The organism is Phenylobacterium koreense (assembly GCF_040545335.1).
Classification (GTDB): domain Bacteria; phylum Pseudomonadota; class Alphaproteobacteria; order Caulobacterales; family Caulobacteraceae; genus Phenylobacterium; species Phenylobacterium koreense.
Window position 1 is genome coordinate 335,890 of the sequence record NZ_JBEPLU010000002.1, and the last position, 25,394, is coordinate 361,283.

The 25,394-nt window shown below is 65.8% G+C and carries 22 protein-coding genes; 2 read left to right on the forward strand and 20 right to left on the reverse strand.

What is annotated here, in order from left to right:
• Positions 1–21: 21 nt before the first annotated feature.
• A complete protein-coding gene (gene gltA, locus ABID41_RS13425) occupies positions 22–1,302 on the forward strand; it encodes a citrate synthase (protein WP_331931603.1) in 1,281 nt (426 codons plus the stop codon).
• 150 nt (positions 1,303–1,452) lie between these two features.
• On the opposite strand, the gene lpxB is transcribed toward gltA, so the two are convergent.
• From lpxB to rpsB, 15 genes are all read right to left on the reverse strand, one after another.
• Positions 1,453–2,676, reverse strand: a complete 1,224-nt coding sequence (gene lpxB, locus ABID41_RS13430; RefSeq protein WP_354297852.1) for a lipid-A-disaccharide synthase — start codon at positions 2,674–2,676, stop codon at positions 1,453–1,455.
• Positions 2,673–3,515, reverse strand: coding sequence for a UDP-2,3-diacylglucosamine diphosphatase (lpxI, locus tag ABID41_RS13435; protein WP_331931605.1), 843 nt, complete (start codon positions 3,513–3,515; stop codon positions 2,673–2,675). The genes lpxB and lpxI overlap by 4 nt, the downstream gene beginning before the upstream one ends.
• A gap of 1 nt (position 3,516) precedes the next feature.
• On the reverse strand, positions 3,517–4,308 hold the full coding sequence (lpxA, locus tag ABID41_RS13440) for an acyl-ACP--UDP-N-acetylglucosamine O-acyltransferase (RefSeq protein WP_331931628.1): 792 nt from the start codon (positions 4,306–4,308) through the stop codon (positions 3,517–3,519).
• Between the two features lie 2 nt (positions 4,309–4,310).
• Entirely contained in the window at positions 4,311–4,778 is a 468-nt protein-coding gene (gene fabZ, locus ABID41_RS13445) for a 3-hydroxyacyl-ACP dehydratase FabZ (RefSeq protein ID WP_354297853.1), read from the reverse strand.
• Entirely contained in the window at positions 4,775–5,791 is a 1,017-nt protein-coding gene (gene lpxD, locus ABID41_RS13450) for a UDP-3-O-(3-hydroxymyristoyl)glucosamine N-acyltransferase (RefSeq protein ID WP_331931607.1), read from the reverse strand. Before lpxD ends, fabZ begins: the two co-directional genes overlap by 4 nt.
• A gap of 39 nt (positions 5,792–5,830) precedes the next feature.
• Positions 5,831–6,340, reverse strand: a complete 510-nt coding sequence (locus ABID41_RS13455) for an OmpH/Skp family outer membrane protein (RefSeq protein ID WP_354297854.1) — start codon at positions 6,338–6,340, stop codon at positions 5,831–5,833.
• Positions 6,341–6,483: 143 nt separating this feature from the next.
• The gene (bamA, locus tag ABID41_RS13460) at positions 6,484–8,922 is read right to left on the reverse strand and encodes an outer membrane protein assembly factor BamA (RefSeq protein ID WP_331931609.1); all 2,439 of its coding nucleotides are present in this window, start codon (positions 8,920–8,922) and stop codon (positions 6,484–6,486) included.
• 29 nt (positions 8,923–8,951) lie between these two features.
• Positions 8,952–10,169 (reverse strand): RIP metalloprotease RseP, encoded by a 1,218-nt coding sequence (gene rseP / locus ABID41_RS13465; protein ID WP_354297855.1) that lies wholly within the window; start codon positions 10,167–10,169, stop codon positions 8,952–8,954.
• Between the two features lie 21 nt (positions 10,170–10,190).
• The gene (dxr, locus tag ABID41_RS13470; RefSeq protein ID WP_354297856.1) at positions 10,191–11,384 is read right to left on the reverse strand and encodes a 1-deoxy-D-xylulose-5-phosphate reductoisomerase; all 1,194 of its coding nucleotides are present in this window, start codon (positions 11,382–11,384) and stop codon (positions 10,191–10,193) included.
• Entirely contained in the window at positions 11,372–12,214 is an 843-nt protein-coding gene (locus tag ABID41_RS13475) for a phosphatidate cytidylyltransferase (RefSeq protein ID WP_331931612.1), read from the reverse strand. The genes dxr and ABID41_RS13475 overlap by 13 nt, the downstream gene beginning before the upstream one ends.
• On the reverse strand, positions 12,192–12,947 hold the full coding sequence (locus ABID41_RS13480) for an isoprenyl transferase (protein ID WP_354297857.1): 756 nt from the start codon (positions 12,945–12,947) through the stop codon (positions 12,192–12,194). Before ABID41_RS13480 ends, ABID41_RS13475 begins: the two co-directional genes overlap by 23 nt.
• A 37-nt stretch (positions 12,948–12,984) precedes the next feature.
• A complete protein-coding gene (gene frr, locus ABID41_RS13485; protein ID WP_331931614.1) occupies positions 12,985–13,551 on the reverse strand; it encodes a ribosome recycling factor in 567 nt (188 codons plus the stop codon).
• Positions 13,552–13,591: 40 nt separating this feature from the next.
• On the reverse strand, positions 13,592–14,311 hold the full coding sequence (gene pyrH / locus ABID41_RS13490; protein WP_331931615.1) for a UMP kinase: 720 nt from the start codon (positions 14,309–14,311) through the stop codon (positions 13,592–13,594).
• A gap of 99 nt (positions 14,312–14,410) precedes the next feature.
• Positions 14,411–15,346: a translation elongation factor Ts gene (tsf, locus tag ABID41_RS13495; RefSeq protein ID WP_331931616.1), complete on the reverse strand. Its 936-nt coding sequence runs from the start codon at positions 15,344–15,346 to the stop codon at positions 14,411–14,413.
• Between the two features lie 101 nt (positions 15,347–15,447).
• The gene (rpsB, locus tag ABID41_RS13500; protein ID WP_331931617.1) at positions 15,448–16,266 is read right to left on the reverse strand and encodes a 30S ribosomal protein S2; all 819 of its coding nucleotides are present in this window, start codon (positions 16,264–16,266) and stop codon (positions 15,448–15,450) included.
• A 230-nt stretch (positions 16,267–16,496) separates the two neighbouring features.
• Here rpsB and ABID41_RS13505 point away from each other — a divergent pair, with 230 nt between their 5' ends.
• The gene (locus ABID41_RS13505) at positions 16,497–16,781 is read left to right on the forward strand and encodes a hypothetical protein (RefSeq protein WP_331931618.1); all 285 of its coding nucleotides are present in this window, start codon (positions 16,497–16,499) and stop codon (positions 16,779–16,781) included.
• A gap of 6 nt (positions 16,782–16,787) precedes the next feature.
• On the opposite strand, the gene dnaE is transcribed toward ABID41_RS13505, so the two are convergent.
• The 5 genes from dnaE to ABID41_RS13530 form a co-directional block, all read right to left on the reverse strand.
• The gene (gene dnaE / locus ABID41_RS13510) at positions 16,788–20,228 is read right to left on the reverse strand and encodes a DNA polymerase III subunit alpha (RefSeq protein WP_331931619.1); all 3,441 of its coding nucleotides are present in this window, start codon (positions 20,226–20,228) and stop codon (positions 16,788–16,790) included.
• A 16-nt stretch (positions 20,229–20,244) separates the two neighbouring features.
• Entirely contained in the window at positions 20,245–20,334 is a 90-nt protein-coding gene (gene sidA, locus ABID41_RS13515; protein ID WP_354297858.1) for a cell division inhibitor SidA, read from the reverse strand.
• Between the two features lie 145 nt (positions 20,335–20,479).
• The gene (locus tag ABID41_RS13520) at positions 20,480–22,954 is read right to left on the reverse strand and encodes a TonB-dependent receptor (RefSeq protein ID WP_354297859.1); all 2,475 of its coding nucleotides are present in this window, start codon (positions 22,952–22,954) and stop codon (positions 20,480–20,482) included.
• Between the two features lie 304 nt (positions 22,955–23,258).
• Positions 23,259–23,945 carry an ABC transporter ATP-binding protein gene (locus tag ABID41_RS13525; RefSeq protein ID WP_354297860.1) on the reverse strand — a complete coding sequence of 229 codons (687 nt, stop codon included), beginning with the start codon at positions 23,943–23,945 and terminating at the stop codon, positions 23,259–23,261.
• The gene (locus ABID41_RS13530; RefSeq protein ID WP_354297861.1) at positions 23,938–25,239 is read right to left on the reverse strand and encodes a lipoprotein-releasing ABC transporter permease subunit; all 1,302 of its coding nucleotides are present in this window, start codon (positions 25,237–25,239) and stop codon (positions 23,938–23,940) included. Before ABID41_RS13530 ends, ABID41_RS13525 begins: the two co-directional genes overlap by 8 nt.
• Positions 25,240–25,394 lie beyond the last annotated feature (155 nt).

Consider the following 25,394-nt stretch of genomic DNA (forward strand, 5'->3'; position numbering starts at 1 on the left):
TTGAATTACGGAAGGAATGGCATGGGCGAAACGGCTAAGGTGAGTTTCGGCGGCACGTCGGTCGAGCTGCCGATCCTCAAGGGAACCGACGGCCCGGCCGTCGTCGACATTCGAAAGCTCTACGCCGAGGCTGACGTCTTCACCTACGACCCCGGGTTCACCTCGACGGCGAGCTGCGAGAGCAAGATCACCTTCATCGACGGTGACAAGGGCGTCCTGCTGCACCGCGGCTACCCGATCGACCAACTGGCCGAGAAGTCGAGCTTCCTGGAAGTCTGCTACCTCCTGCTGAACGGCGAACTGCCGAACGCCAAGGAGTTCGAGACCTTCCAGCACAACATCACCTACCACACGATGTTGCACGACCAGTTCGACAGGTTCTTCGCCGGCTTCCGCCGCGACGCGCACCCGATGGCCATCATGGTCGGCGCTGTCGGCGCCCTGTCGTCCTTCTACCACGACAGCACCAACGTCGAAGATCCGGAACAACGGATCATCTCCTCGCACCGTTTGATCGCCAAGATGCCGACCATCGCGGCCCGGGCGTTCAAGTACTTCAAGGGCCAGCCGTTCGTGCATCCGCGCAACGACCTGTCCTTCTCGGAAAACTTCCTGCGCATGTGCTTCTCGGTCCCGGCCGAGGACTGGAAGCCGAACCCGGTGCTGACCCGCGCCATGGACCGCATCTTCATCCTGCATGCGGACCACGAGCAGAACGCCTCGACCTCGACCGTCCGTCTGGCCGGTTCGTCGGGCGCCAACCCGTTCGCCTGCATCGCGGCCGGCATCGCCTGTCTCTGGGGCCCGAGCCACGGCGGCGCGAACGAAGAAGCCCTGAACATGCTGGCCGAGATCGGCTCGGTGGAAAACATCCCCGAGTACGTCCAAGGCGTGAAGGATCGTCGCTATCGCCTGATGGGCTTCGGCCACCGGGTCTATAAGAACTACGACCCGCGCGCGAAGGTCATGCAGCAGACCTGCCACGAAGTGCTGGCGGAAGTCGGCCATTCGGACGACCCGCTGCTGAAGATCGCGATCGAACTGGAAAAGATCGCCCTCAACGACCCGTACTTCGTCGAGCGCAAGCTTTACCCGAACGTCGACTTCTATTCGGGCATCACACTGCGCGCGCTCGGCTTCCCGCCGGAGATGTTCACCGTGCTGTTCGCCCTGGCCCGTACGGTCGGCTGGATCAGCCAATGGAAGGAAATGATCGAGGATCCGGCGCAGAAGATCGGCCGTCCGCGTCAGATCTACACCGGCGCCGCGCAGCGCGATTACGTCGCGGTCGACAAGCGCTAAGCCTCGACTTCGAGACCGCAATCAGGCCCCGTCAGTTCGCTGGCGGGGCCTTTTGCTTGCTTGGCCGATCCGCCGGGCGGCCTGGTGCACTTGGCGGGCTTCGACGATCAGGGCGTCCTGAGCATTGAAGTATGGCGTCGCGCGCCCAGTTCACCGCCTATGTGCGCGATCAGTTCCGGCCGGTGCTTGACCGGCTCGGTCATCAGGACCTGATGTCTTGGCTCTCTCGCCCAGCAGCTTCAACACCGCGTCGGCGGCCGTTTCCGAAGGGTCGGGGCCGCCGCGGCCCATCTTGAGCAGGGCCTCGCTTTGAGCGGCCGCCTGAGCCTTGCGCAGGTCCGGATCGTCTAGCCGCTTGCCAATCTCGCGCGCCAAGGCCGGACCGTTGCAGTCGTCCTGCACCAGTTCTGGCGCGACGAAAGCCTTGGCGGCGATGTTGAACAGCGTGATGTAAGGCGTGCGGATCAGGCGCTTGAGGATGGCGTGGGTCATGGCTCCCAGCCGGTAACCGATCACCATCGGCACGCCGGCGAGCGCCAATTCGGTCGTCACCGTCCCCGAGCAGGCCAGGGCGACGGTCGCGGCCTTCATGGCGTCGAGCTTGGCGGTCTCGCCCTCGACGACGTGAGCCCAGGAGGCCGCCGCCTCACGGACGCTCGCCGCCACGGTCGGCGCGGCCGGAATGACCACCTCGAGGTCCGGCCGCTCATGTTTGAGGATCGCCGCCGCCTCGGCGAACGGCGGCAGGACCCGGGTGATCTCCCCCGGCCGGCTGCCCGGCAGCACCAGTAGGACCGGCGTCTCAGGCGAGATGCCGAGCTGCGCCCGCAGGCGGCCGCCATCTGCCTGGGAGAAGTCGATGTTCAGCGCCGAATTGCCGACGAAGGTCACCGGCAAGCCTTCGGCCTCGAAATAGGGCGCGTCGAAGACGTGGATCGAGAGCAGGTGATCGACGCTGGTGGCCAGGGTCTTGGCCCGCCCGGGCCGCGTCGCCCACACCTGGGGCGCCACGTACTTGATCAGGGGCAGTTTGGGATCGAGCTTCCGCAGGCCGACGGCGACCCGCAGGGTGAACCCCCAGGAGTCGATCAAAATCGCCACATCCGGTTTCTCGCGCGCTGCCAGGGCGACCGTATCGGCCACGCGAGCCTTCACCTTCGGATAGGCCATCAGGCCCTCGAGCAGGCCGAGGATCGAAAGCTCGGAGATATCGAAGGGGCTCTTCACCCCTTCCGCGGACATGCGCTCTCCTCCGACCCCGACGAAGCGGACCTTCTCCCCCAGGCGCGCGCGCAGGGCCTTGGCGAGCCCCGCGCCGCGATCGTCGCCAGAGGCCTCCGCGGCCACCAGCATCACGCAGAGCGGGCGGGTCACGACGCTTCGGGCGGCTCCACGCCCACCACGAACAGCCCGAGCTCATCGGCCAGTTCGATCACGGCGTCACGATCCAGCACCAGCAGGCGGCCGACCTCCCCGGCTACCCCCGCCAGGCCGGCCTTTGCCGCACGCTGGATGGTGTTCAGACCGATGGTCGGCAGGTCGATGCGGGTCTCCTGGATCGGCTTGGGCGCCTTGGCCAGCGCGCCGCGCGGGGCTTCGGGAACGCCGCGGATGCTATGGGGTAGCTCGGCGACCCGCCGCAGCATGGCGTCAGTGCCCTCCTGGGCCTCGACCGCGAGCACCAGACCGTCGCAGACGACGGCCCCCTGCCCCACGTCCAGTTCGCCAATGGCGCGGGCGACTTTCAGGGCGTGATAGACGTCGGCCATCTGTTCGGGCGTCGGCGAAACGGCGCCGAGCGGGCCGGCCGGCAGGGTCAGGTCGCCCATCACCTCGTGCGCTCCCTCGACGGCGAAGCCCTCTTTCTCGAACTCGCCGAGCAACTGGCGCAGCAAGGCATCGTCACCCTTGCGCGCCGCGGCGATCACGCCTGGCAAGGCCACCAGCCCGCGCAGGTCAGGCGCCAGCGTCTTGAAGTCCGGCCGATCGACGGTTCCGACCAGAGTCACCGCCTTGCAGCCGGCCCGCTTCAGCGCCTTGAAGCACTTGCCCAGCTCGGCCACGCCGATATCGACGCCCGGATACTGCGCGATCTCGGGTCCGGAAAAGCCCTTCAGCCGCACGATGAAGAACGGCCGCCCTGCGCGTTCGCAGTGCTGAGCGAGCTCGACCGGCAGCGCGCCGCCGCCGGCGATCAGTCCCAGCTTCGACATGCTAGACCTCTCGCTCCGGCAGGCAGAGCGGCCGGCTGGCGTCGGCGCGGATGAAGTCCACGATCTCCATCACCTCCGGCACATCCGAATAGGTCTCAACAGTGTCATCCAGGCGCTCCTGGAAGGTTCCCTCGTCGGCGAACAGCAGGCGATAGGCCGCCCGCATGGTGTTGATCGTCTCGCGCGAGAAGCCGCGGCGCTTTAGCCCAAGGAGGTTCAGGCCCTCCAGGTGCGCATGGTTGCCCCAGACCGAGCCATAGGGGATCACGTCCTTCACGACCGCGGCCAGGCCGCCGACCATGGCGTGACGCCCTACGCGGGTCCGCTGGTGCACCGCCGCGAGGCCGCCGATGATCACGAAATCGGCGATCTCGCAGTGACCGCCCAGGGTCGCCTGCTTGGTCAGGATCACATTGTCTCCGATGACGCAGTCGTGCCCGACATGGCTCTCGATCATGTAGAGGCCATCGGACCCCACCCGAGTGACGCCACCGCCGCCGGCCGTGCCGGTGTTCATGGTGGCGTGCTCACGGATCAGGTTGCGGTCGCCGACGATGAGTTGGGTTTCCTCGCCCTTGTAGGCAGTGTGCTGCGGCGGCCCGCCCAGCATGGCGAAAGGATAGACGACGTTGTCCTCACCCAGCTCGGTTCGCCCGTCGATGACGACGTGCGAGACAAGCTTGGTCCGCGCTCCCAGTTTGACGCCCGGCCCGACGGTGCAGAACGGCCCTACGAAGACGCCCTCGGCCAGTTCGGCCTTGGGATCTACGATGGCGTTGGGATGGACCTGGATGCTCATGGCGTCTCCACCAACATTGCGGCGAACTCGGCTTCGGCGGCGATCTTGTCGCCAACCATGGCCTTGCCTTCGAACTTGAAGAGGCCGCCTCGGGCGCGCAGCACCTTCACGTACATGCGCAGGACGTCGCCGGGGCGAACCGGATTGCGGAACCGGCAGTTGTCCACTGAAGCGAACAGGATGGTCTTTCCCGCCGGATCCACGTCCAGGGACTTGGACATCAGGACCGCGCCGGTCTGGGCCATGGCTTCGACGATCAGCACGCCGGGCATCACCGCATACTCAGGGAAGTGCCCTTGGAAGAACGGCTCGTTGATGGTCACGCATTTGACGCCCACGATGGATTCATGGGCCCGATACGCCTCGGCGCGGTCGACCAGCAGGAACGGATAACGGTGGGGAATCCGCTTGATGATTTCCGAAATGTCGATCGACACCTCGCCCGCGGCCACGTCGTTGCTCATTGCTCCGTCCCCTTACGGTTGGCCGAGCGCGAGAGCCAGGCCACCTCCCTCATCCAACGCCGGATCGGCTGACCGGGCACGCCGCCCCAGGTCTCGCCGGCCGGAATGTCTCGAAATACCCCCGCGGCGGCGGCCACCTGGGCTCCATCGCCGATGGTGACGTGGTCCGCCACGCCCGCCCGGCCACCGAAGGCCGCCCCGTCGCCGATGGTGACGCTGCCGGAAATCCCGGTATGGGCCGCCATCACGCAGTTCCGCCCGACGCGCACGTTGTGGGCGATCTGGACCAGGTTGTCGATCTTGGTGTTCTCGCCGATCACGGTGTCATCGAACGCCCCACGGTCGATGCAGCTATTGGCGCCGATCGTGACGCCGTCCTGCAAGATGACGCGGCCGAGTTGGGGAATGTCCACCACGCCCTTGGCGCCACCTGCAGCGCCGAAGCCGGGCTCGCCGATGCGAGCCCCCGCCAGCACCCGCACCCGATCGCCCAGCAAGGCGAAACCGATGGTGACATTGGCGCCGATGACGCAATCGCGCCCGATGGCCACGCCAGGCCCGATGACCGTATTGGCGCCGATCTCGGTCCGCGCGCCGATGCGTGCTCCAGGTCCGACCACCACGCCCGGCGCCAGGACGACGCCCTCCTCCAGCATAGCGTCAGGCGCCACGGCCTCGGCGACGCCATGTCGGCGGGGACGATGCAGCCGGTTCGCCGCCGCGGCATAGGCCGCCTGGGGCGTGGCCGTGATCAGCGCGACGCAGCCTGCCGGCGCAAGCTCCCTGTCCCTTGCGGACACGAAAACCGCCGCAGCCTTGGAGGCGGCCAGCTCGGGGCCGTGCTTCTTGTCCGTCAGGAAGGTGACCGTATCGGCCTGCGCGCCCGTCAGGGCGGCGACCCCACGGACCATGACATCGGCCTTGGCGGGGTCAGAAAGCTCGGCGCCCGCCACGCCGGCCAGTTCGGCGAGAGTGACGGGGCCAAGGTCTTCGAAGAATCGGGGGTCGGGCATAGGAATCCTCGCTCGACCCGCCTTTATCGCGAGTCGCGCTTACTTGCGGGGCGTCGCCGCCGCGGCCGGCGCTTGCGCAGGCGCCGCGGCTTGGTCCAGGCGCTCACGATCGAACGAGAACTGCTGGATCTTCGCGTTCAGGGCGGTCACGACCGGCTGGGTGATGTCCATCGCCGGGTTCGCGATCACGATCGAGTCGCGGTTCAGCAGCATGCTGCATTGGCGCTGCTGGTAGACCTGACGAATGATCGGGTCGAGTTCCTGACCGACACGGCCCAGGGCCTTCTGCTGGGTGGCGCCCAGTTCGCGCTCGCGGAGCTGAGCCTTGCGCTGGAAAGCCGTCGCCTTGGTCTGCAGCGCGGTGGCGCGTTGCTCGAAGGTCTTCTGGTCCAGGCTGGCGCGCTGGCCTTCGAGGGTCTTGGCTTCGTTCTGCAGCGCGGTGTCCTCGGCCTTCAGCTCGGCCTGAACCTGCGTGGCGATCTGCTGAAGACGGGTTTGCACGTAGCCGCCGACGGTCGAGGTGGTGATGGCCCCTTCCAGCGAGAGCACGCAAACGCCCGGCAGCGCGGGGCCATGGTTGACGGCCGGAGCCGCGGCAGGCGCCGCTTGAGCGAAGGCAGCGCTCGACACGGAAGCAGTGATGGCGGCGACGCAAGTCGCCGCAACAAGGGCTTTGATCGTCATATGGAAAATTAGAACCTGGTTGAGGTGGAGAACCGGAACGTTTCGGTCTTGTCGTAGTCTTCTTTGGCCAAAACTTGGCTGAAGTCGAATCTGATCGGGCCCATAGGAGACCGCCAGTGGATCGACAGACCGGCCGAAGCGCGTAGCGAAAGATCATCGTAGATCAGCGGATCGCGCGTGCCGTCGGCCCTGATCTTGTCCTTGTCGTCCAAGAGGCCGAGCGTGCCGAAATCGGTGAACAGCGCCGCCTTGATCCCGTATTGCTCGGGCAAGAAGGTCGGCACCGCCAGTTCGACCGTACCGATGGCGTAGGCTCGGCCACCCATCGCGTCGGTCCGGCCGGCGTTGGTGTCGCGCGGACCGATACCGGCGACCTCGAAGCCCCGGAAAGTGTTGCCGCCCTTGTAGAAGCGGCTGTTGATGCGGATCGTATCGCCGCCCCAACCGGCGATGTAGCCGGCCTGGCCGTTCACGCTCAGGATGAAGTCCTTGGTGAAGCCGTGGTACCAGTTGGCGCTCGCCTCGGTGCTCAGATACTTCACGTCGCCGCCGAAGCCGGCCAAATCCTGACTGAAGTCGAAGCTGTAGCCACGGGTCGGATTGATCGGGTCGTTCCGGCGATCGTACAGATAGGTATAGCCGACTAGCGAGGTCAGGAACTTGCCGTTCTGCGAACACAGAGACAGCGAATAGAATGGGCTGCTGGTGTCGCAATACTCGAGCGGCATTTGAACGTCTTCTTGACGCAACGTGTACCGGGTCGAGAGACGCGAGTTAAGGGTCAGCGGGAAGCTGGCGCGCAGGTTGGCCCCGATAGTGACCGTCTTGTAGCTGGCGAAGTCCGTCCAGTCGATGCGATAGGAATAGAGATCGACGCCGGCGGCCAGGTCGCGGCCCATGAACCGCGGCTCGGTAAAGCCCAGATCGACCTGCTGACGCAGCGAACCGACCGATACCCGTCCGCGGACGCTTTGCCCGCGGCCGCGGAAGTTCCGCTCCGTCACGCCGAGGTCGAGGATCAACTGGTCGACTGACGAATAGCCGGCGCTGAACGACAGCTCGCCCGTCGGCTGCTCTTCCACCTTCACCTGCAGCGTGGTGCGGTCGGGCGCCGAGCCAGGCGCCTCGTCGATGGTCACGTCCTTGAAGAAGCCAAGGGCGCGGATGTTGTTGCGGGAACGGTCGACCAGCGCGCGGTTATAGGCGTCGCCCTCGACCAGGTTCATTTCGCGACGGATCACGTAGTCCAGCGTACGGGTGTTGCCGGTCACGTCGATGCGCTCGACATAGACCCGCGGGCCTTCGCGCACCTGGAAGACCACGTCCACCAAGCCCGTCTCGCGGTTCGGCGTATATCGCGGCCGCACATCCACCGCCGCAAAGCCGGCGGCGCCGGCGGCGAAGGTCAGGGTGTCGGTCGCCGCCTCGATCCGCTGGTCCTGATAGATCTCGCCGCTGCGGATCGGGATCAGGCTCTGCAGCAGGTTCTTGTCGAGCTTCTGCAGCTCGGTTTCGACGCTGATATTGCCGAAGCGGAATTCCTGGCCTTCGTCGATGGTGAAGGTGACGACGAAGCCGTTCTTGTCAGGCGCCAGCTCGGCGACCGCCGAAACCACGCGGAAGTCGTAGAAGCCGCGGTTGCGATAGTGCTTACGCAGTTGCTCCTTGTCGTACTCTAGGCGGTCAGGGTCGTAGTTGGCGTTGCTCGAGAAGAACTTGTACCAGCTCGACTGCTCGGTCGCGATCACATCGCGCAGGTCATTGTCCGAGAACGCCTTGTTGCCGAGGAAGTTGACGCGCAATACGCCGCTCTTGGGGCCTTCGTTGATCTCGAAGATGAGATCGACGCGCTTCTGCGGCAGTTCGACGATCTTCGGCGTCACCGTCGCCGAAATGCGGCCCGACCGGCGATAGAGCTCGACGATGCGCTGAACGTCCTGCTGCACCTTGGCGCGGGTAAAGATACCGCGCGGACGCACGGTCACCTCGTCGCGCAGCTTGTCTTCCTTGAGCCCCGAATTGCCCTCGAACACCACTTTGTTGATGATCGGGTTCTCGGTGACCGTCACCACCATGTCCGAGCCTTGCAGCTCGATCTTCACGTCGGCGAAGAGGTCGGTGCGGAACAGAGCCTTCAGCGCCAGGTCCGCCTTCTCCGGGTCCAGGGTCTCGCCCGGCTGGATCGGCAGATAGGACAGGATCGTCGACTGCTCGATGCGCTCGTTGCCACGCACGATGATGCGCTGGACGACGCCGGCCTGCTGGAGGCCTGCCGAGGTCGGAGCCGCAGCCGGCGGTTCCACTGGAACAGCGGCGGCCCGGGTCCCGGGTTGGGTCGGCGTGGCCTCCTGAGCCAGGACGACGCCTGGCGCCACAAGCGCGGTCGAGCCCGTCAGGAGGGCGAGGCCGGAGGCGAGCGCGGCGCGGCGGGCGCGGGGTCTTTGCATCGTATCAGCCGTCAACGGAAAGAAGCGGGTCAGGAAAGGACGCCGCCGAGAAATTTGAACACACGCAGTTGCTGCAGATCGTTCCAGGTCGCGAACAACATCAATCCCAGCAGCAGCGCAAGCCCAACGCGATAGCCCGCCGCCTGCACCTTTGCGGCGAGCGGCCTGCGGGCCACCGCCTCATAGGCGTAGAACAGCAGGTGGCCTCCATCCAGCACGGGAATCGGCAGCAAATTCATGAAGCCGATGCTTACCGAGACGAAAGCCGCCAGTTGCAGGAGATTTACGCCGCCGCCCAGGATCATGCCCCCAAGGTTCGGCGCGCCTTCGGCTCCTGCCTGCGCCACCTTGCCTGAGATTCGCGCGATTCCCAGCGGACCGCTCAGTTGATCTGGCGAAACCTGCCCGGTCACCATGCGGCCGAGGTAGTAGACCGTGGTCTCCAGCGTCCGCCACGTGCGTTCGACGCCGCCCTGCAGGGCCTGCAGCGGATTGTAGCGAACATGGACGAAATCGCTCGGCGACTGCGCTGGCGCAATTCCTAGCTGACCCTGACGGTGCTTGCCGGCCAGCTCATCGTTGCGCTCGACCCAAGCCGGGGTGGCCGTGATCGCCACCTGGCGCCCTGCCCGCTCGACCACGAAGTCGATCGGCACGTTGGCGCGAACCTGGACGATCTCCGCGACCTCGTCGAAGGCCTTGATGCGGCGTCCGTCGGCCATGACGATCAGGTCACCGGCCCGGAATCCGGCTAGTTCGGCGGGGCTGCCGGCCTGCACCGAAGCGATCTTCGGCGGCAAGGAGTATTGGCCGAAGGCCATGAGCAGCGAGGCGAACAGCGCCACCGCGAGCACGAAATTGGCGATCGGACCGCCGGCGACGACGATGGCTCGCTGCCACAGCGGCTTGAAATGAAAATAGCGCGCGACGGCCTCGGGTCCCTCGCGCTGCTCGATGGCGCGACGCATCTCCTCGAGGTCTTCACCGTCGGGGACGCTCGAAGCGTTCTCGTCGCCCTTGAATTTGACATAGCCGCCCAGGGGGATCCAGCCGACCCGCCACTCGACGCCGGAGCGATCCTTCCAGGAGGTGATCGACCGTCCGAAGCCGATGGAGAAGCGGTCGATGGCCACGCCAAAGGCCTTGGCCGCCAGGAAGTGCCCCAGTTCGTGGATCGTCACCACCAGCCCGAGCACCAGGGCGCACGAGATGACGAAGATCGCGGGGGTGAGGATGAAATCGAGCAAGGGCGTGTTCCTCCCGAAGCCCTAGCGGCTGCGTCCTGCGACGACTTCGCCGGCGACGCTGCGCGCCGTCTTGTCGGTAAGCCGGGCCTTTTCGAGCGTGTCGCCCCCCTCCCCCATGGCGAGGCCGTGCGTTTCGACGCGTTCGAGCGTCTCAGCCACCGTGGCGGCAATATCGAGAAACCCGATCTTCCGGTCAAGGAATGCGGCCACGGCGACCTCGTTGGCGGCGTTCATCACCGCAGGCGCGGCCCCACCGGCCGCCAATGCTTCTTTGGCGATCTTCAAGGCGGGAAAACGGCGCAGGTCGGGTTCTTCGAAGGTCAATTGCCCGGCCGCCGCCAGATCGAGCTTCGGCGCCGGCCATGGCAGGCGGTCGGGCCAGGCGAAGGCGCAGGCGATCGGGGTGCGCATATCGGGCGGTCCAAGTTGCGCCAGGGTTGATCCGTCCGCGTACTCCACCAGGCTGTGGATGATCGATTGCGGATGCACCAGCACGTCGACGCGCTCGGCCGGCATGGCGAACAGGTAGGCCGCCTCGATCATCTCCAGGCCCTTGTTCATCATGGTGGCGGAATCGACCGAGATCTTCACGCCCATGTCCCACTTGGGGTGGGCGACCGCCTGCTCGGGCGTAGCGTGCTCCATCTGCTCCAGCGACCAGCCGCGGAACGGCCCGCCCGAGGCGGTCAGGATCAGCCGCGCCACATGCTGGGCGTTGGCCGGGTCCAGGACCTGGAAGATCGCCGAGTGCTCGGAATCCACCGGAATGACGGCGCCGCCGGCGAACTTCGCCGTTCGCAGCAGCGAGGGGCCGGCGCAGACCAGGCTTTCCTTGTTGGCCAAGGCCACGACCGATCCCGCCTTGGCCGCCGCCATGGTCGGGGGAAGGCCAGCAAAGCCCACGATGGCGGACATCACCCATTGAGCGTCCTCGCCCGCCGCTCCGGCCACCGCCTCCGCGCCGCAGGCGGTCTCGACGCCGGAGCCCTTCAGGCGGTCACGCAGCTCGGCGTGCTTGGCCTCGTCCTCGATGACCGCCAGCCGCGGCCGCCAGCGCAGCGCCTGCTCGGCCAGGCGCTCGACATTACGGCCGGCGGTGAGGGCCGTGACCTCCACCTCGGCCCCGGCCTTGTCCAGCAGGTCGAGGGTCGACACGCCCACCGAACCGGTGGAACCCAATACGCTGACGCGGCGTGGCAAGCTCAATGCGCCCATCCCCAATGATTGATCAGGCGCGCGGCGGCCAGCACGACCACGGCGAACATCAGCCCATCCACGCGGTCGAGCAGACCGCCGTGCCCAGGGATCAGGTCCCCGGAATCCTTCACGCCGAACCGGCGCTTGAGCATCGACTCCCAGAGGTCGCCGCCCATGGTGGCGAGCCCGCCCACGAGGCCGATTAGCGCCCCGGCCGGAATGCTGAGCACGATGGCGCTGAATGCCGCCATGGCCGCCCCCGCGCCCGCAGCGGCGACCAGTCCGCCGATGAAGCCGGACCATGTCTTGTTGGGCGAGAAACGCGGCCAGAGCTTGGGCCCCTTAAGAGCGCTGCCGACCGCATAGGCGGCTATGTCGGCGGACCAGGCCACGGCCAGGGTCAGCACCGTCCACTGCCGGCCTTCCGGCATGCCCCGCAGCCAGACCAGGCAGATCACCGGGATCGAGAGATAGATCACGCCGAATGCGGCGTTGGCCGGCCGCTCCGAAACACCGCGCGCCACGAGAGCCGCGGCGGCCGCGCCCAGCGCCATTGCGGTCCAGGCCAGCGGCATTCGGCCCTGGAACGCCAGGAAGGCCCCGGCCAGCACCGCCACCGTCAGGGCCGCCGAGACCCGGACCGGCGCCTTGGGGGCGGTCATCTCGCCCCACTCGATGGACAGCAGCGCCACGGCGACCGCCACCAGCACCAGGAACGCCCATCGGAAGCCGGGAAGATCGGCGAACCAGACGGCCGCCAGCACCGCCGGCACGAGAACCGCCGCCGACGCCACCCGAACGCCCAGATTGGACCAGTCGAAGCGCCTAGCCCGCGGCAAGGACATCATCGGCCACGGCGCCGCCGTAGCGCCGCTCGCGCTTGTTGTACTCGTCGATCGCCGCCCGCAGGTATTCGGCGTTGTAGTCGGGCCAGAGGACGTCCTGGAAGACGAACTCCGAATAGGCGCTTTCCCAGAGCAGGAAGTTGGACAGGCGCTGCTCGCCGCTGGTCCGGATCACCAGGTCCGGATCCGGAAGGCCGTCGGTGGAGAGCTTGGCCTGCAGCAACTCGTCGCTGATGTCCTCCGGCGCCAGTCGGCCCGAGGCGACGTCCGCCGCCAGGGCGCGGGCGGCGTCCACCAGGTCGGCGCGGCCGCCGTAGTTGAAGGCGACCTGCAGGAAGAACTTGTCGTTGCCGGCGGTGCGGCGCTCTGCGCGCTCGACGATCTCGGCCACGTCCGGCGGCAGGCCTGTCCGGCGGCCCAGGATGCGGATCCGCACCCCGCTGCGCGCCAGCTTCTCGAGATCGGAGTTCACGTAGAGCTTCAGCAGCCGCATGACCTCGGCCACCTCGCCGGCCGGCCGGCGCCAGTTCTCGGTCGAGAACGCATAGAGCGTCAGCCAGCCCACGCCATGGTCGGGCGCGGCTTCCACCACACGGCGGATCGCATCCACACCTTTCGGATGGCCAAGCTGGCGCGGGAGGCCCCGCCGCTTCGCCCAGCGCCCATTGCCGTCCATCACGATCGCCACGTGTAGCGGCGCGTGCGGCGTAGCCTCCTCGTGATCGATTGGGGCCATGGGGTTCCTAAGCGTCCTTTGCCGACATCCCGGCGGACTAGACCTGCATGATCTCTTGTTCTTTGGTTTTCAAGGCTTCGTCCACGCGTTTGATAGCCTCGTCCGTGAACTTCTGGACCTCGCCTTCCATCCGGTGCTGTTCGTCCTGCGTAATGACGCTGTCCTTCTCGGCCTTTTTAAGGTCGTCGTTGGCGTCCCGGCGAACGTTGCGGATCGCGACCTTCTGTTGCTCGGCGTACTTGCCGGCCAGCTTGGCCAGGTCCTTGCGCCGCTCCTCGGTGAGCGGCGGGATCGGGATGCGCAGGCTCTGCCCGTCCACGACCGGATTGAGGCCCAGGCCCGCATTGCGGATCGCCTTCTCGACCGAAACCACGGTCCCGCGGTCCCAGACGCTGACGCTGATCGAGCGCGGCTCAGGCACGCTCACGGCGGCGACCTGATTCAACGGCACGGTCGAGCCGTAGGCTTCGACCATTACCTGGTCCAGCAGGCTGGCCGAGGCGCGGCCGGTGCGAAGGCTGCCGAACTCGTCCTTCAGGGCCGCGATCGCCTTGTCCATGCGGTCCCGGTATTTACTAAGGACCGGCTTTTCCGCAGCAGCCATAGGATCTTCTCCTGGATATGTCGTGTAACGAACGAAAGACCTAGGCGATCGTCGTAAAGACGCCTTGGCCTTTCAGAACCTTGAGGAAGTTGCCCCGCTCGCGGATCGAGAAGACCACGATGGGGATCTGGTTGTCACGCATGAGGGCGATGGCCGACGCGTCCATGACCCGCAAGTCCTTGGCCAGCACCTCCTGATAATTCAGGGTGTCATAACGCTGGGCGCTCGGATCCTTCTTCGGATCCGCGGTGTAGACGCCATCGACGCTAGTGCCCTTGAAAAGCGCATCGCAGCCCATCTCGGCCGTGCGCAGGGCGGCCGGCGTATCGGTCGTGAAGAAAGGCGCGCCCAGGCCGGCGGCGAAGATCACCACCCTGCCCTTCTCCAGATGCCGCAGCGCCCGGCGGCGGATGTAGGGCTCGCACACCGCGTCCATCGGGATGGCCGACTGCACCCGGGTGTAGACGCCGATCTTCTCCAGCGCGCCTTGCAGCGCCAGGGCGTTCATCACCGTGGCGAGCATGCCCATGTAGTCGGCGTTGGCGCGGTCCATGCCCTTGCCGGCCAGGGAGACGCCGCGGAAGATGTTGCCCCCGCCGATCACCAGGCACAGCTCGACGCCGTGGTCGATGACTTCCTTGATGTCCTCGGCGACCGCCTCGATCGTCTTCGTGTCGATCCCGAAAAGCGCATCCCCCATCAGGACCTCGCCCGACATCTTCAAGAGGATCTTCTTGTAGCGGGGCTTGGCGTCGGGCATGGGCGGCTCCGGTCGAGAATCTGGCTGGTACTACATAAACCAAGGGCGCCGTACGCGTCGAACGTACGGCGCCCCTGGGGACGCTAAAATATGGCTGGATCAGCCTTGGCCGGTCATCGACGCCACTTCGGCGGCGAAATCGTCCTGCTTCTTCTCGACGCCTTCGCCCAGGGCGAAGCGCACGAAAGCCTTCACGGTCACCGGCGCGCCGACTTGCTTGGCGGTTTCGGCGATCAGTTGCTCGATGGTCTGATCCGGGTTCATGACGAAGGGCTGCTTCAGGAGCACCACTTCTTCCTGCCACTTGCGGATCCGGCCTTCGATCATCTTCTCGACGACGGCCAGCGGCTTGCCCGATTCCAGAGCCTGGTCGGTCAGGAACTTCTTTTCTTTCTCGACGGCCGCCGGATCGAGGTCGCCCTCGGCCAGGGCCAGCGGCGGGGTCGGGGTGCCGGCGACGTGCAGGGCGATCTTGCGGCCCACGTCCTTCAGGACCGCTTGGTCGCCGGTGCTTTCCAGCGCCACGAGAACACCGAGACGGCCCACGCCTTCGCCCTGCGCATTGTGCAGGTAGAGGGCGACGGCGCCTTCGCCGACCGCCAGGCGAGCCGAACGACGCAGACGCATGTTCTCGCCGATGGTCGCGATCAGGTTCGTGATCACGTCGGAAACGACTTCGCCCTTGGCGGTCTTGGCCGCGGTGATGGCCTCGACGCCTTCGACTTCCAGGCCGACGACGGCGAAATCGCGCGCGGCGGTCTGGAACAGCTCGTTCTTCGAAACGAAGTCCGTTTCGGCGTTCAATTCGACCAGCACGCCGGTCTTGCCGTCATCGCTCAGCTTGCCGGCGACGAGGCCTTCCGCGGCGGCGCGGTCGGACTTCTTGGCGGCCTTGGACAGGCCCTTGGTGCGCAGCCAATCGACGGCCGCTTCCATGTCGCCGTTGTTCTCCTGCAAGGCCTTCTTGCAGTCCATCATGCCGGCGCCGGACTTCTCGCGCAGGTCCTTGACCAGCGCAGCGGTGATCTCCGCCATGGTCAGCTCCTTTTAAAAAAGGTCAGAATGGGTATGACCGGGCCCCTGATAGGACCCGGTCATGATCGTTTGACGTCAAGCTGCCAAGCGCCGGAGCGCTCTTAGGCTTGCGGTTGGTCTTCGGCCGGAGCCTCCACGCCGGGGGCCGCTTCGGGCTCCGGCGAAAGCTCTCGGGCCAACGTCGGCTCGATCGGGGCGACCGAAGCGCCCAGGTCCACGCCAGCGGCCGATTGACCGGCGGCCAGGCCGTCCAGGACGGCGTCGGCCAGCAGGTCGCAATACAGTTGGATCGCGCGGGCGGCGTCGTCGTTGCCAGGGATCGGATAGGTGATGCCGTCCGGATCGCAGTTGGTGTCGAGGATCGCGATGACCGGGATGTTCAGCTTACGGGCTTCCTTGATCGCGATCGCTTCCTTGTTGGTGTCGATCACGAACATCAGGTCCGGAATACCGCCCATGTCCTTGATGCCGCCCAGGCTCAGCTCGAGCTTGTCGCGCTCGCGCGTCATCTGCAGCAGCTCTTTCTTGCCGCGGCCTTGGCCTTCGCCTTCCAGCAGGCCTTCCAGTTCGCGCAGGCGCTGGATCGAAGCCGAGACGGTGCGCCAGTTGGTGAGCGTGCCGCCCAGCCAACGGTGGTTCACATAGTATTGGGCCGAGCGCTTGGCGGCTTCGGCGACCGGTTCGGAAGCCTGGCGCTTGGTGCCGACGAACAGCACGCGGCCGCCCGAGGCGGCGACTTCACGCACCTTCACCAGAGCTTGGTGAAGCAGCGGAATGGTCTGCGACAGGTCGATGATGTGGATGTTCGACCGCGAACCGAAGATGTAGCGGTCCATCTTCGGGTTCCAGCGGTGGGTCTGGTGGCCGAAGTGGGCGCCAGCTTCCAGGAGCTGACGCATGGAGAATTCAGGAAGCGCCATCGGCTTTTCGTCCTTTTTCCGGTTAACCTCCGCAGGCAAACCCTCCTCTCGGAGGACCGGAATGGGTGCGGCGGGATGTCTCCCCGACCGTCGCCAAACACCTGCGTGTGGAATGACGCGCCAAATAGGCGCTGAACGCCGAAAATGCAAGTCTCGCCTGTGACGAGCGTAAGCTTGACTATTACCGAGCGCCGCTCTCAAGCTCACCCATCGCGAGTGGGAGAGCGAAGATGACACCTATCATAGCGCTGGGCCTCGGCCTTTCGATCATGGCGGGCGCAAGCGGTTACGTCGTCTACGACGAAAGAGGGCGACCGTGGCCAGCGTTCGCAGCGAAAGCCTCTCCGTCGTTCAAGCCAATGCCCAATCGGACGATCCCGAACTATACGGCGCCCAAGCCGCCGCAGGGACAGCTCTTCAAGCCCTACAAGCCCATGTCGGTCTATTCGCCCCGTGGCGGAGTCGACTCCTATCCAGCGCCGATGAAGCCGCGGACCTATATCGATCTGCGCTGAGCGCGCTCAGAGGTCTTCGACGAACATCACCCCGGGCGCGGTCTTCAGGGCGCCGCGCACCGACACGTCCAGCGAGAACCGGCCCGGCAGCTTCATCTCCACTTCGCGGCCGCCGTCGATCCCGGCGACCAGGATGATCTCCCCGCCCCGCGGGTTGGACACATTCTCCAGGCGGCGCTTCAGCGCCTCCACCTCGGCGCTGCGCGGCGTGACGTGGACACGTAATCCAGCCACAGCGTTCTCCACAGCCTTGTCCACAGGCTCGGCGTCGTCGCCGAAGAAACGCACCTCCCCATCCTTCGCCTTGGCTCGCACCTTGATCGCCACGGCCTTGCCGGGCTCGAGCAGGTCCCGGCACTTGCGCAGCGACTCCGGCGGAAACAGCACTTCGTATTCGCCGGTCGGGTCCGACAGGGTCACGAAGGCGAACTTCTCACCGCTGGACTGTGAGGCCCGCTCCTGCTTGCGGCGCACGACCCCCGCCATCTTGAAGGCTTCCGCACCAGCCTCGGCCTTAGGCAACACGTCGGCCAGAAGATCGGTGCGGCGACGGCGCAGGGCGGTGACCATGTCGTCCAGCGGGTGGCCCGACAGATAGAAGCCGACCGCCGCCAGTTCCTCGTCCAGTCGCTGAACGGGGGTCCAGGGCTCGACCTTCGAAATTCGCGGCCGCTGCGCCTCGGCCTGGTCGCCGCCGAACAGCGAACCCTGCGACGACGCGCGGTCGGCAGCCATGCTCTGCCCATGCCCCACCAGCACGTCCGCCATGGCCACGAGCTGGGCGCGGTCCGGATGGATGGAGTCGAAGGCCCCTGCCCGCGCCAGGGTTTCGAAGGCGCGCTTGTTCACCTGCTTGGGATCGACCCGCTCGACGAAGTCGAAGATGTCGCGGAACGGCCCGCCCTCCTGGCGCACGGCGACCACATGCTCCATGGCCTGGAGGCCGACGTTGCGGATGCCGCCCAGGGCGTAAAGCACCTCCCCGTTCTCCACTTCGAAGTCGGCGGCGCTGACATTGATGTCCGGGCTGCGCACCTTCACGCCGAACCGCTTGGCGTCCTGGTAGAAGACCGCCAGCTTGTCGGTGTTGGAGATATCGAGGCTCATCGAGGCCGCGTAGAACTCGACCGGCGCGTTCGCCTTCAGCCAGGCTGTCTGGTACGAGACATAGGCGTAGGCCGCCGCGTGGCTCTTGTTGAAACCATAGCCTGCGAACTTGTCCACAAGGTCGAAGATCGACCCGGCTTGCTCGGCCGGCACGCCTTTGGCGGAGGCCCCGGAGACGAAGCGTGCGCGCTGCAGCTCCATCTCCTCTTTCTTCTTCTTGCCCATCGCCCGGCGCAGCAGGTCGGCTTCACCGAGGCTGTAGCCAGCCAGGATCTGGGCGATCTGCATCACCTGTTCCTGGTAGACGATGATGCCGTAGGTCTCCTTCAGCACCGGCTCCAGGCTCGGGTGCAGATAGTCGATCTCGCGACGTCCGAACTTGCAGTCGATGAAGGCCGGGATGTTGTCCATCGGGCCTGGCCGGTAGAGCGAGACCACGGCGGTGACGTCTTCGATCGAGCCGGGGCGCAATTGGCGCAGGGTGTCGCGCATGCCCTGGCCTTCAAGCTGGAACACCCCCACGGTCCCACCGCTCGACATCACCTCGTAGGCTGGCTCGTCATCCAGCGGCAGGGTCGCGAAATCGATCGTCTCGCCCCGCTTGGCCAGGAACTTCAGCGCGCGGTCGATGACCGTCAGCGTCTTCAGGCCTAGGAAGTCGAACTTCACCAGGCCGGCGCTCTCCACCCACTTCATGTTGAACTGGGTCGCCGGCAGCTCGGAGCGCGGATCGCGATAGAGCGGCGTCAGCTCGGTCAGCGGCCGGTCGCCGATCACCACGCCGGCGGCGTGGGTCGAGGCGTTGCGGTAGAGGCCCTCCAGCTGCAGCGCGGTCTCAAGGAGCTGCTTGACCGCCTCGTCTTCCCGCTTGGCCTGCTGCAGGCGTGGCTCAATCTCGATGGCCTTGGCCAGCGTCACCGGATTGGCCGGGTTGGCCGGCACCATCTTGGCCAGGCGGTCGACAAGCCCCAGCGGCAACTGCAGCACGCGCCCCACGTCCCGCAGCACGGCCCGCGCCTGCAGGGTGCCGAAGGTGATGATCTGCGCCACCCGGTCACGCCCGTAATGTCCCTGGACGTAGCTGATGACCTCTTCCCGCCGCTCCTGGCAGAAGTCGATATCGAAGTCGGGCATCGAGACCCGCTCCGGATTCAGGAAGCGCTCGAACAGCAGGCCGTAGCGCAGCGGGTCGAGGTCGGTGATGGTCAGTGAATAGGCCACCAGCGAACCAGCGCCCGAGCCCCGCCCCGGCCCGACCGGAATGTCGTGCGCCTTGGCCCACTTGATGAAGTCCGAAACGATCAGGAAGTAGCCGGGGAACCCCATCTGGGTGATGACCCCGATCTCCCGCTCCAGCCTGGCTTCGTAGTCTGCGGCGGGGAAGGCCGCAGCCTGGCCCCGGGCGATCCGCATCTTCAGGCCCTCGCGCGCCTGGTGCGCCAGTTCGTCGGCTTCGGAACGACCGCCGTCCGTATTGAACCGCGGCAGGATCGGATCGCGCTTCTTCACCATGAAGGCGCAGCGGCGTGCGATGTCGAGGGTGTTGTCGCAGGCTTCCGGCAGGTCGGCGAACAGCGCCCGCATGTCGGCCGCCGGCTTGAACCAGTGCTCGGGCGTCACCCGCCGCCGCTCGTCCTGGCTGATGAAGGCGCCGTCAGCGATACACAGCAGCACTTCGTGCGCCTCGTGCATGCTTTCCTTGGCGAAATAGACGTCGTTGGTCGCCACCAGCGGGATGTCGTGATCGTAGGCGTAGGCGACCAGTTCGCCCTCGGCGGCCGCCTGCGCCGGCATCCCATGACGCTGGAGCTCGATATAGAACCGGTCGCCGAAGACTCGGGCCATCTCGGCCAGCGCCGCCTGCCCTTCCTCCACCTTTCCGGCGGCCATCAGCGGGTCGACTGGACCATCGACGCCGCCCGACAGCAGAATCAGGCCCTCTGCACGCGCCGCGACCTTCTCCCAGGCCACCGACACGTCGCCGCCGTCGTCGGATTCCAGGTAGCAGAACGACGAGAGCTCGCTGAGATTGAGGTACCCCGCCTCGCTCTGCGCGAGCAGGACGATGGTCGGCGCCTTGGCCCAGCGCTCTGCCTGCCGGCCGCCGATGCCGGTCACCGGCAGGGCGCATCCGATGATCGGCTGGACGCCAGCGTCCTTGCTGGTGACCGAAAATTCCAGAGCGCCGTAGAGGTTGGCCCGGTCGGTCAGCGCCACCGCCGGCATCTCTGCCGCCTTGGCCAGGCCGCTGATCTTGTCGGCCTTGATCGCGCCTTCCAGCAGCGAATAGGCGGAACGAACCCGCAGGTGGACGAAACCCTCGCTCACCGCATCGCTCACGCCGCCACCTCCATGATCAGGCGGCCAGTTGAGCGACCGCGCACATCATCCAGACAAAGCCTGCAACCGACATAAAGGCCAGCGATTCCCGAGCCAGGCGAACCATCTGCGACGTCCTCGTTGTGGATGTTCTATAGTTGTTCTTATTTCTCGTTTTGTTCTCACCGTCAAGCCGGACGAGGGCCGAATGATCGTTTCAGGCCAATCGCGGTCCCTCCGCCCGGCCGAGGCAGGGCGGAGGCTCTCCTCGGTTAGAACTTCACGCTGGCCTGGATGCCGTAGGTGCGCGGATCGTTGAAGGCGCCCGAGACGCTGGACGCCGCCCGGGTGTAGCTGCCGCTGCGCGAAGTCATGATCTCCGCGTCGAACAGGTTGCGGACCCAGAACGAGACGGTCATCCGCGCGCCCATATCCGCAAGCGCGATATCGCCAAGCGAGACGCGGCCGTTGAAGATGACGCCGGATTCGGTCTTCAGCTGGGGAAGATAGGTGGTCTTGCCGTTGGCGTCCGTGCCGGTCGCAATGTCGCCGGTCGAGGTGTAATAGCCATCATTCCAGCTCGCGTCCAAATGCGCGGCAAGCGAGTAGTTCATGAAGTCCCGCTTGTAATCGACAGCCCCGGTCGCCGAATTGGTCGGCGTATAGAGCTGGTGATACAGCGTGGGATCGTTGAACTGCGGCACGGTTACCCCACCGACGTTCACGTAGCGCGGAAGCGGATCCTTGAACAGCGGCATCCGGACGTGAGCGTAGGTGTAGGTCGCCGACAGGGTAAGGCCGTCGATCGGCATCACCTGGAGGTCGGCTTCAACGCCTGAAACCTTCCCCTTGCCGTCCATGTTGTAGGTGTCTTCGACCGTGCGGGGGTTCTGCGTATTTACGGTGCCGTCCGCGTTGTAGGTGTAGTAGTTGCCGGAGATATTATAGAAGACGTTCTCGTAGTCGCCGGTGTATCCGGCGATATTGAACCGGGCGCGATGATCGAAGAATTCGCTCTTGAGGCCGACCTCGAACATCGAAATCTCCTCCGGATCGAACGGCGAATAGGTGATCGAGCGGGAGTTGAAGCCGCCCGAGCGGTAGCCTCTGGCCCACTTCCCGTAGACCATCGCATTCTCGGCGACATCGACCGAGATGTTGATCATCGGATCGACGCGCTTCCAGCTGCCGGACCCGTTGATCGGGGCGTAGGTGACGCCATCGGCCTGCAGCGGCGTATAGTTGTTGACCACGTAGAGCTGGCCGCGCTTGCGGTCATAGGTCCAGCGCAGACCGCCGGTCACATGGATGATGTCGTTGAAGATCGGCGGCGTGTAGGTCGCCTGGCCGTAGACGCCGTAGCTGTCGGTGTTGGCCTTGCTGGCGCGGTCGACACCGATGTAGGGGTTTAGCGGAATGACGAGATTGGTGACCGGGTGGCCATAGCGGTTGGAGGTCTCCTGCCCGGCGATGCAGTTGGCGATGCAACCGGCGGCGCCATAGACGATGGGGCTCGCTGAGTAGCCAGATACGCCATTGGCGGCGAAGTCGTCCCAGACCATCGAATAGTAGGCCTGCGCCTGATCATGGACGTTCTCGTGGAACGCCAGCGCGCCGACGATATAGGTCCAGCGGCCGGCCTCGCCCAGCGCCTGGACTTCTTCGCTGTACTGATACTGGTCGAAGGAAGCCAGGCTGTAGCGCGCGAAGAGCCGCTCGTTCTGATTGCGTGGCGCGCCCAGGGAGTCGGTGCCGCCCTGCGACCATTGCTCCTGATAGAGCTCGCGGTAGGAGGAGATCGACTTCAGGGTCAGCCAGGGCCGCACGTCCCAGGTCAGGGTCAGGTTGTGGCCGGACTGCTCGCCGGGGCTGAACCGGTTCGGAACCCCGACCGGCGCGACGTCGTAGCGATGCCCCACAAGCGGAGTGGCCTGCGCCAGCGGCCGGGCGCCGGGTCCGGTGGCCGCCTTCACCGTATAGCCATAGACGCCGGTGTCCTCGGTGATCCCGGTGTCGTAGGCGTAGTCGGCGGTGAAGTTGTCAGTCGGGGTCCAGCGAAGCTGCGCGCGCAGGCCGCGGCGTCGCACTGCGTTCCAGTCTTCCTGGCCGACCATCGGGTTCTTCACCCAGCCGTCGTGGGCCATGACCATGCCATCGAGCTTGACGGCGAGGTTGTGCCACTCGGGCAGGTTCAGATGGAACTGGCTTTCGTAGCTGCCGTAATTGCCTATGCCGGCGACCATGTTCAGGCCGAACTGGCCGGTAGGCTTCTTGGTGACGATGTTCAGCGCGCCAGCTTCGGTGTTGCGGCCGAACAGGGTGCCCTGCGGGCCCTTCAGCACCTCCACCGACTCCAGGTCGTAGAGGCCGGCGTCCAGGCCCTGCGGACGGCCGAGATAGACGCCGTCGACGTACACCCCCACGCCCGAGTCCATGGCAGGCTGGTTGGTGTCGGACATGATGCCCACGCCGCGGATATTGAGGATCATGTTATAGGGGCGGCTGGCGTAGGGCATGACGCGCAGACCCGGCGCCGAACCATCGTTCAGATCGGTCAGCGAATAGATGTGGCGGTCTTCCATCGCCGCCGCGGTCACGACCGAAATGGAGATCGGCGTCTTCTGCAGGTTGGTTTCGCGCTTTTCCGCGGTGACAACCACTTCCGCCAGGCCGATGGCGGAGTCCACGCTCGACAGGGCCGCAATGGCAGATTCCTGAGCCAGGGCCGGCGCCGCCAGTCCCATCATGCCGATCGCGAAAATACTTACGCTACAAACAGAGCGCGCCTTGAGTCCGGCCATCGCACATTCCCCTTTTCAGCAGCCCGTTGATCGGTCGGCTGCGAAGGGGGGCGATAATCCCAGTCGGTATCAGTGGAGATTCATCTCAATGAACCTTCACATTTCGAGACCGAAACTTGTCTGCACGCTTCAATCTCTCAGCATACATGGCGATTGTTAGAGTAACGTGACGCGAAAATATATAATGTTATCTCAACTTACATCATGATGGACGGCTCGGCCGCGGTCGCCAAGTCCGGCGCCGTAGTGCCTAGAGGCTCTGGGCTTCCAGGTGGCCATCCTTGAGCGCCAGCACCCGATCCATATGCTTGGCGAGCTCGAGGTTGTGGGTGGCGACCAGCGCCGCCACCCCCTCGCTGCGCGCCAGGGCGTAGAGGCTGTCGAACACCGCCGTGGAGGTGTGCGGGTCGAGGTTGCCGGTCGGCTCGTCGGCCAGCAGCAGTCGTGGTTTATTGGCCAGGGCCCGTGCGATCGCCACCCGCTGCTGCTCGCCGCCGGACATCTGCGCCGGCTGGTGATCCACCCGCTCGCGTAGTCCAAGATTGGACAGAAGGTCTAGGGCCCGCGCGCGCGCCGCCTTGCGTGACCGGCCGGCGATCATCTGCGGCAGGGCCACGTTGTCCAGCGCCGTGAACTCGGCCAGCAGGTGGTGGGCCTGATAGACGAAGCCGATCGTGGCCAGTCGAACCCGCGTACGCTGCCGGTCGCTCAGGTCCGAACAGTCCCTGCCCTCGACGATGATCTGGCCGGCGTCCGGATGCTCCAGCAGCCCGGCGGCGTGCAGCAGCGAGGACTTCCCCGAGCCCGACGGCCCGATCAAACCGACGATCTCTCCGGGGCGCACGTCGAGGTCCACGCCGTTCAGCACGGTCAGCACCTTGTCGCCGCTCTTGTAGGTGCGGCGCAGGCCCCGGATGGTCAGGACCGGATCACTCATAGCGAAGCGCCTCCACCGGATCGAGGCGCGAGGCGCGCCAGGCCGGCGGCAAGGTCGCCAGGAACGACATCGCCAGCGCCCAGAAGGTGATCACCGCCACCTCCTGCCAGTCGATCTTCGCCGGGATCCGGGTCAGGAAGTAGATGTCGGAATTGAAGACCTGGGTCCCGGTCACCCATTCGACGAACTGCTGGATCTCGCCGATGAACATGCAGAACAGCGAGCCGATCGCCAGTCCCGCCAGGGTGCCAAGCACACCCACGGCCGCGCCGGACATGAAGAAGATACGCATGATCGAGCCCTGCCCGGCCCCCATGGTCCGCAGGATCGCGATGTCCCGGCCCTTGTTCTTCACCAGCATGACCAGGCCGGAAATGATGTTCATGGCCGCGATCGCCACCAGCATCATCAGGATGAGCCGCATGACGTTGCGCTCGACCTTCAGCGCGCCCCAATAGGCCGCGTTCTTCTCCGTCCAGTCGGTGACCAGGGCGGCGGGCCCGGCGGCGCGGGCGACCGCGCCCTTCATCGCCACGGCCATGTCGGGGTCGCGCAGCTTCACCTCGATATAGTCGACGCCCGTGTCGCGCCCGAAGAAGAGCTGCGCCTGCTCCAGGGGCATGTAGATGAAGGCCTGGTCGTACTCGCTCATGCCGACGGTGAAGGTCCCACCCACGGTGTAGGTCTTGCGCAGCGGCGTGGCCCCGAACGCAGTCGCCCCGCCGGTCGGCGAGACCAGGCTCAGTTCATCGCCCGGCTGAACCCCCAGAGACTGCGCCAGCCGGTCGCCCACCAGGATGACGTCGCCGCCATATTCGCCCTGGCCGAAGTCGGCCATGGTTCCGCGGACAATGTTGCCGGAGACCAGCGTGGTCGCCTTGAGATCCTGCGGCGTCACGCCACGGACGATCGCGCCGCCGATCTGGCCATAGCCCATGGCCATCGCCTGGGCCTCGATCACCGGATAGACCTGCACCACGCCCGGCAGGTCGGCAATCCGCTTCACCGCGGCGTCGCGGTCAGGCGAATTCAGCACCCCACCGGTGACATAGAGGTGGGCGCTGAAGCCCAGCATCCGCGAGAGCAACTCGGCCCGAAAGCCGTTCATCACGCTCATGACGATGATCAGCACCGCCACCGCCAGCATGATGCCGATGAACGAAATAACTGAGATCAGCGCGACCCCGCCCTGGCTGCGCTTGGCGCGCAGATAGCGGGCCGCCACCGAACGTTCCCATTGCCCGAAGGGCGGCGCCCGGCCGTTCAGGGCGCCATTCGCCGACTTGCTGCTCACGCCCGGGCGAGTCCGGCGAACTGGAGTGTCGAAAGATGCATGCGGAGGGGGATGTCCCGATGATCTGGCTCAACGGCCCTGATAGCCGTTGGTTCGCGAGCTATGCAATGCAAGCGGAGCGAAAAGAAGGCCGCCCCGAGAGGCGGCCGCAGACC

Bases quoted from the DNA above. Each gene is read 5' to 3' on its own strand.
- gltA (WP_331931603.1), top strand. From the start codon at position 22: ATGGGCGAAACGGCTAAGGTGAGTTTCGGCGGCACGTCGGTCGAGCTG.
- lpxI (WP_331931605.1), bottom strand. From the start codon at position 3,515: ATGTCGAAGCTGGGACTGATCGCCGGCGGCGGCGCGCTGCCGGTCGAG.
- fabZ (WP_354297853.1), bottom strand. From the start codon at position 4,778: ATGAGCAACGACGTGGCCGCGGGCGAGGTGTCGATCGACATTTCGGAA.
- lpxD (WP_331931607.1), bottom strand. From the start codon at position 5,791: ATGCCCGACCCCCGATTCTTCGAAGACCTTGGCCCCGTCACTCTCGCC.
- bamA (WP_331931609.1), bottom strand. From the start codon at position 8,922: ATGCAAAGACCCCGCGCCCGCCGCGCCGCGCTCGCCTCCGGCCTCGCC.
- dxr (WP_354297856.1), bottom strand. From the start codon at position 11,384: ATGGGCGCATTGAGCTTGCCACGCCGCGTCAGCGTATTGGGTTCCACC.
- ABID41_RS13475 (WP_331931612.1), bottom strand. From the start codon at position 12,214: ATGATGTCCTTGCCGCGGGCTAGGCGCTTCGACTGGTCCAATCTGGGC.
- ABID41_RS13480 (WP_354297857.1), bottom strand. From the start codon at position 12,947: ATGGCCCCAATCGATCACGAGGAGGCTACGCCGCACGCGCCGCTACAC.
- frr (WP_331931614.1), bottom strand. From the start codon at position 13,551: ATGGCTGCTGCGGAAAAGCCGGTCCTTAGTAAATACCGGGACCGCATG.
- pyrH (WP_331931615.1), bottom strand. From the start codon at position 14,311: ATGCCCGACGCCAAGCCCCGCTACAAGAAGATCCTCTTGAAGATGTCG.
- tsf (WP_331931616.1), bottom strand. From the start codon at position 15,346: ATGGCGGAGATCACCGCTGCGCTGGTCAAGGACCTGCGCGAGAAGTCC.
- rpsB (WP_331931617.1), bottom strand. From the start codon at position 16,266: ATGGCGCTTCCTGAATTCTCCATGCGTCAGCTCCTGGAAGCTGGCGCC.
- ABID41_RS13505 (WP_331931618.1), top strand. From the start codon at position 16,497: ATGACACCTATCATAGCGCTGGGCCTCGGCCTTTCGATCATGGCGGGC.
- sidA (WP_354297858.1), bottom strand. From the start codon at position 20,334: ATGGTTCGCCTGGCTCGGGAATCGCTGGCCTTTATGTCGGTTGCAGGC.
- ABID41_RS13520 (WP_354297859.1), bottom strand. From the start codon at position 22,954: ATGATGGGACTGGCGGCGCCGGCCCTGGCTCAGGAATCTGCCATTGCG.
- ABID41_RS13525 (WP_354297860.1), bottom strand. From the start codon at position 23,945: ATGAGTGATCCGGTCCTGACCATCCGGGGCCTGCGCCGCACCTACAAG.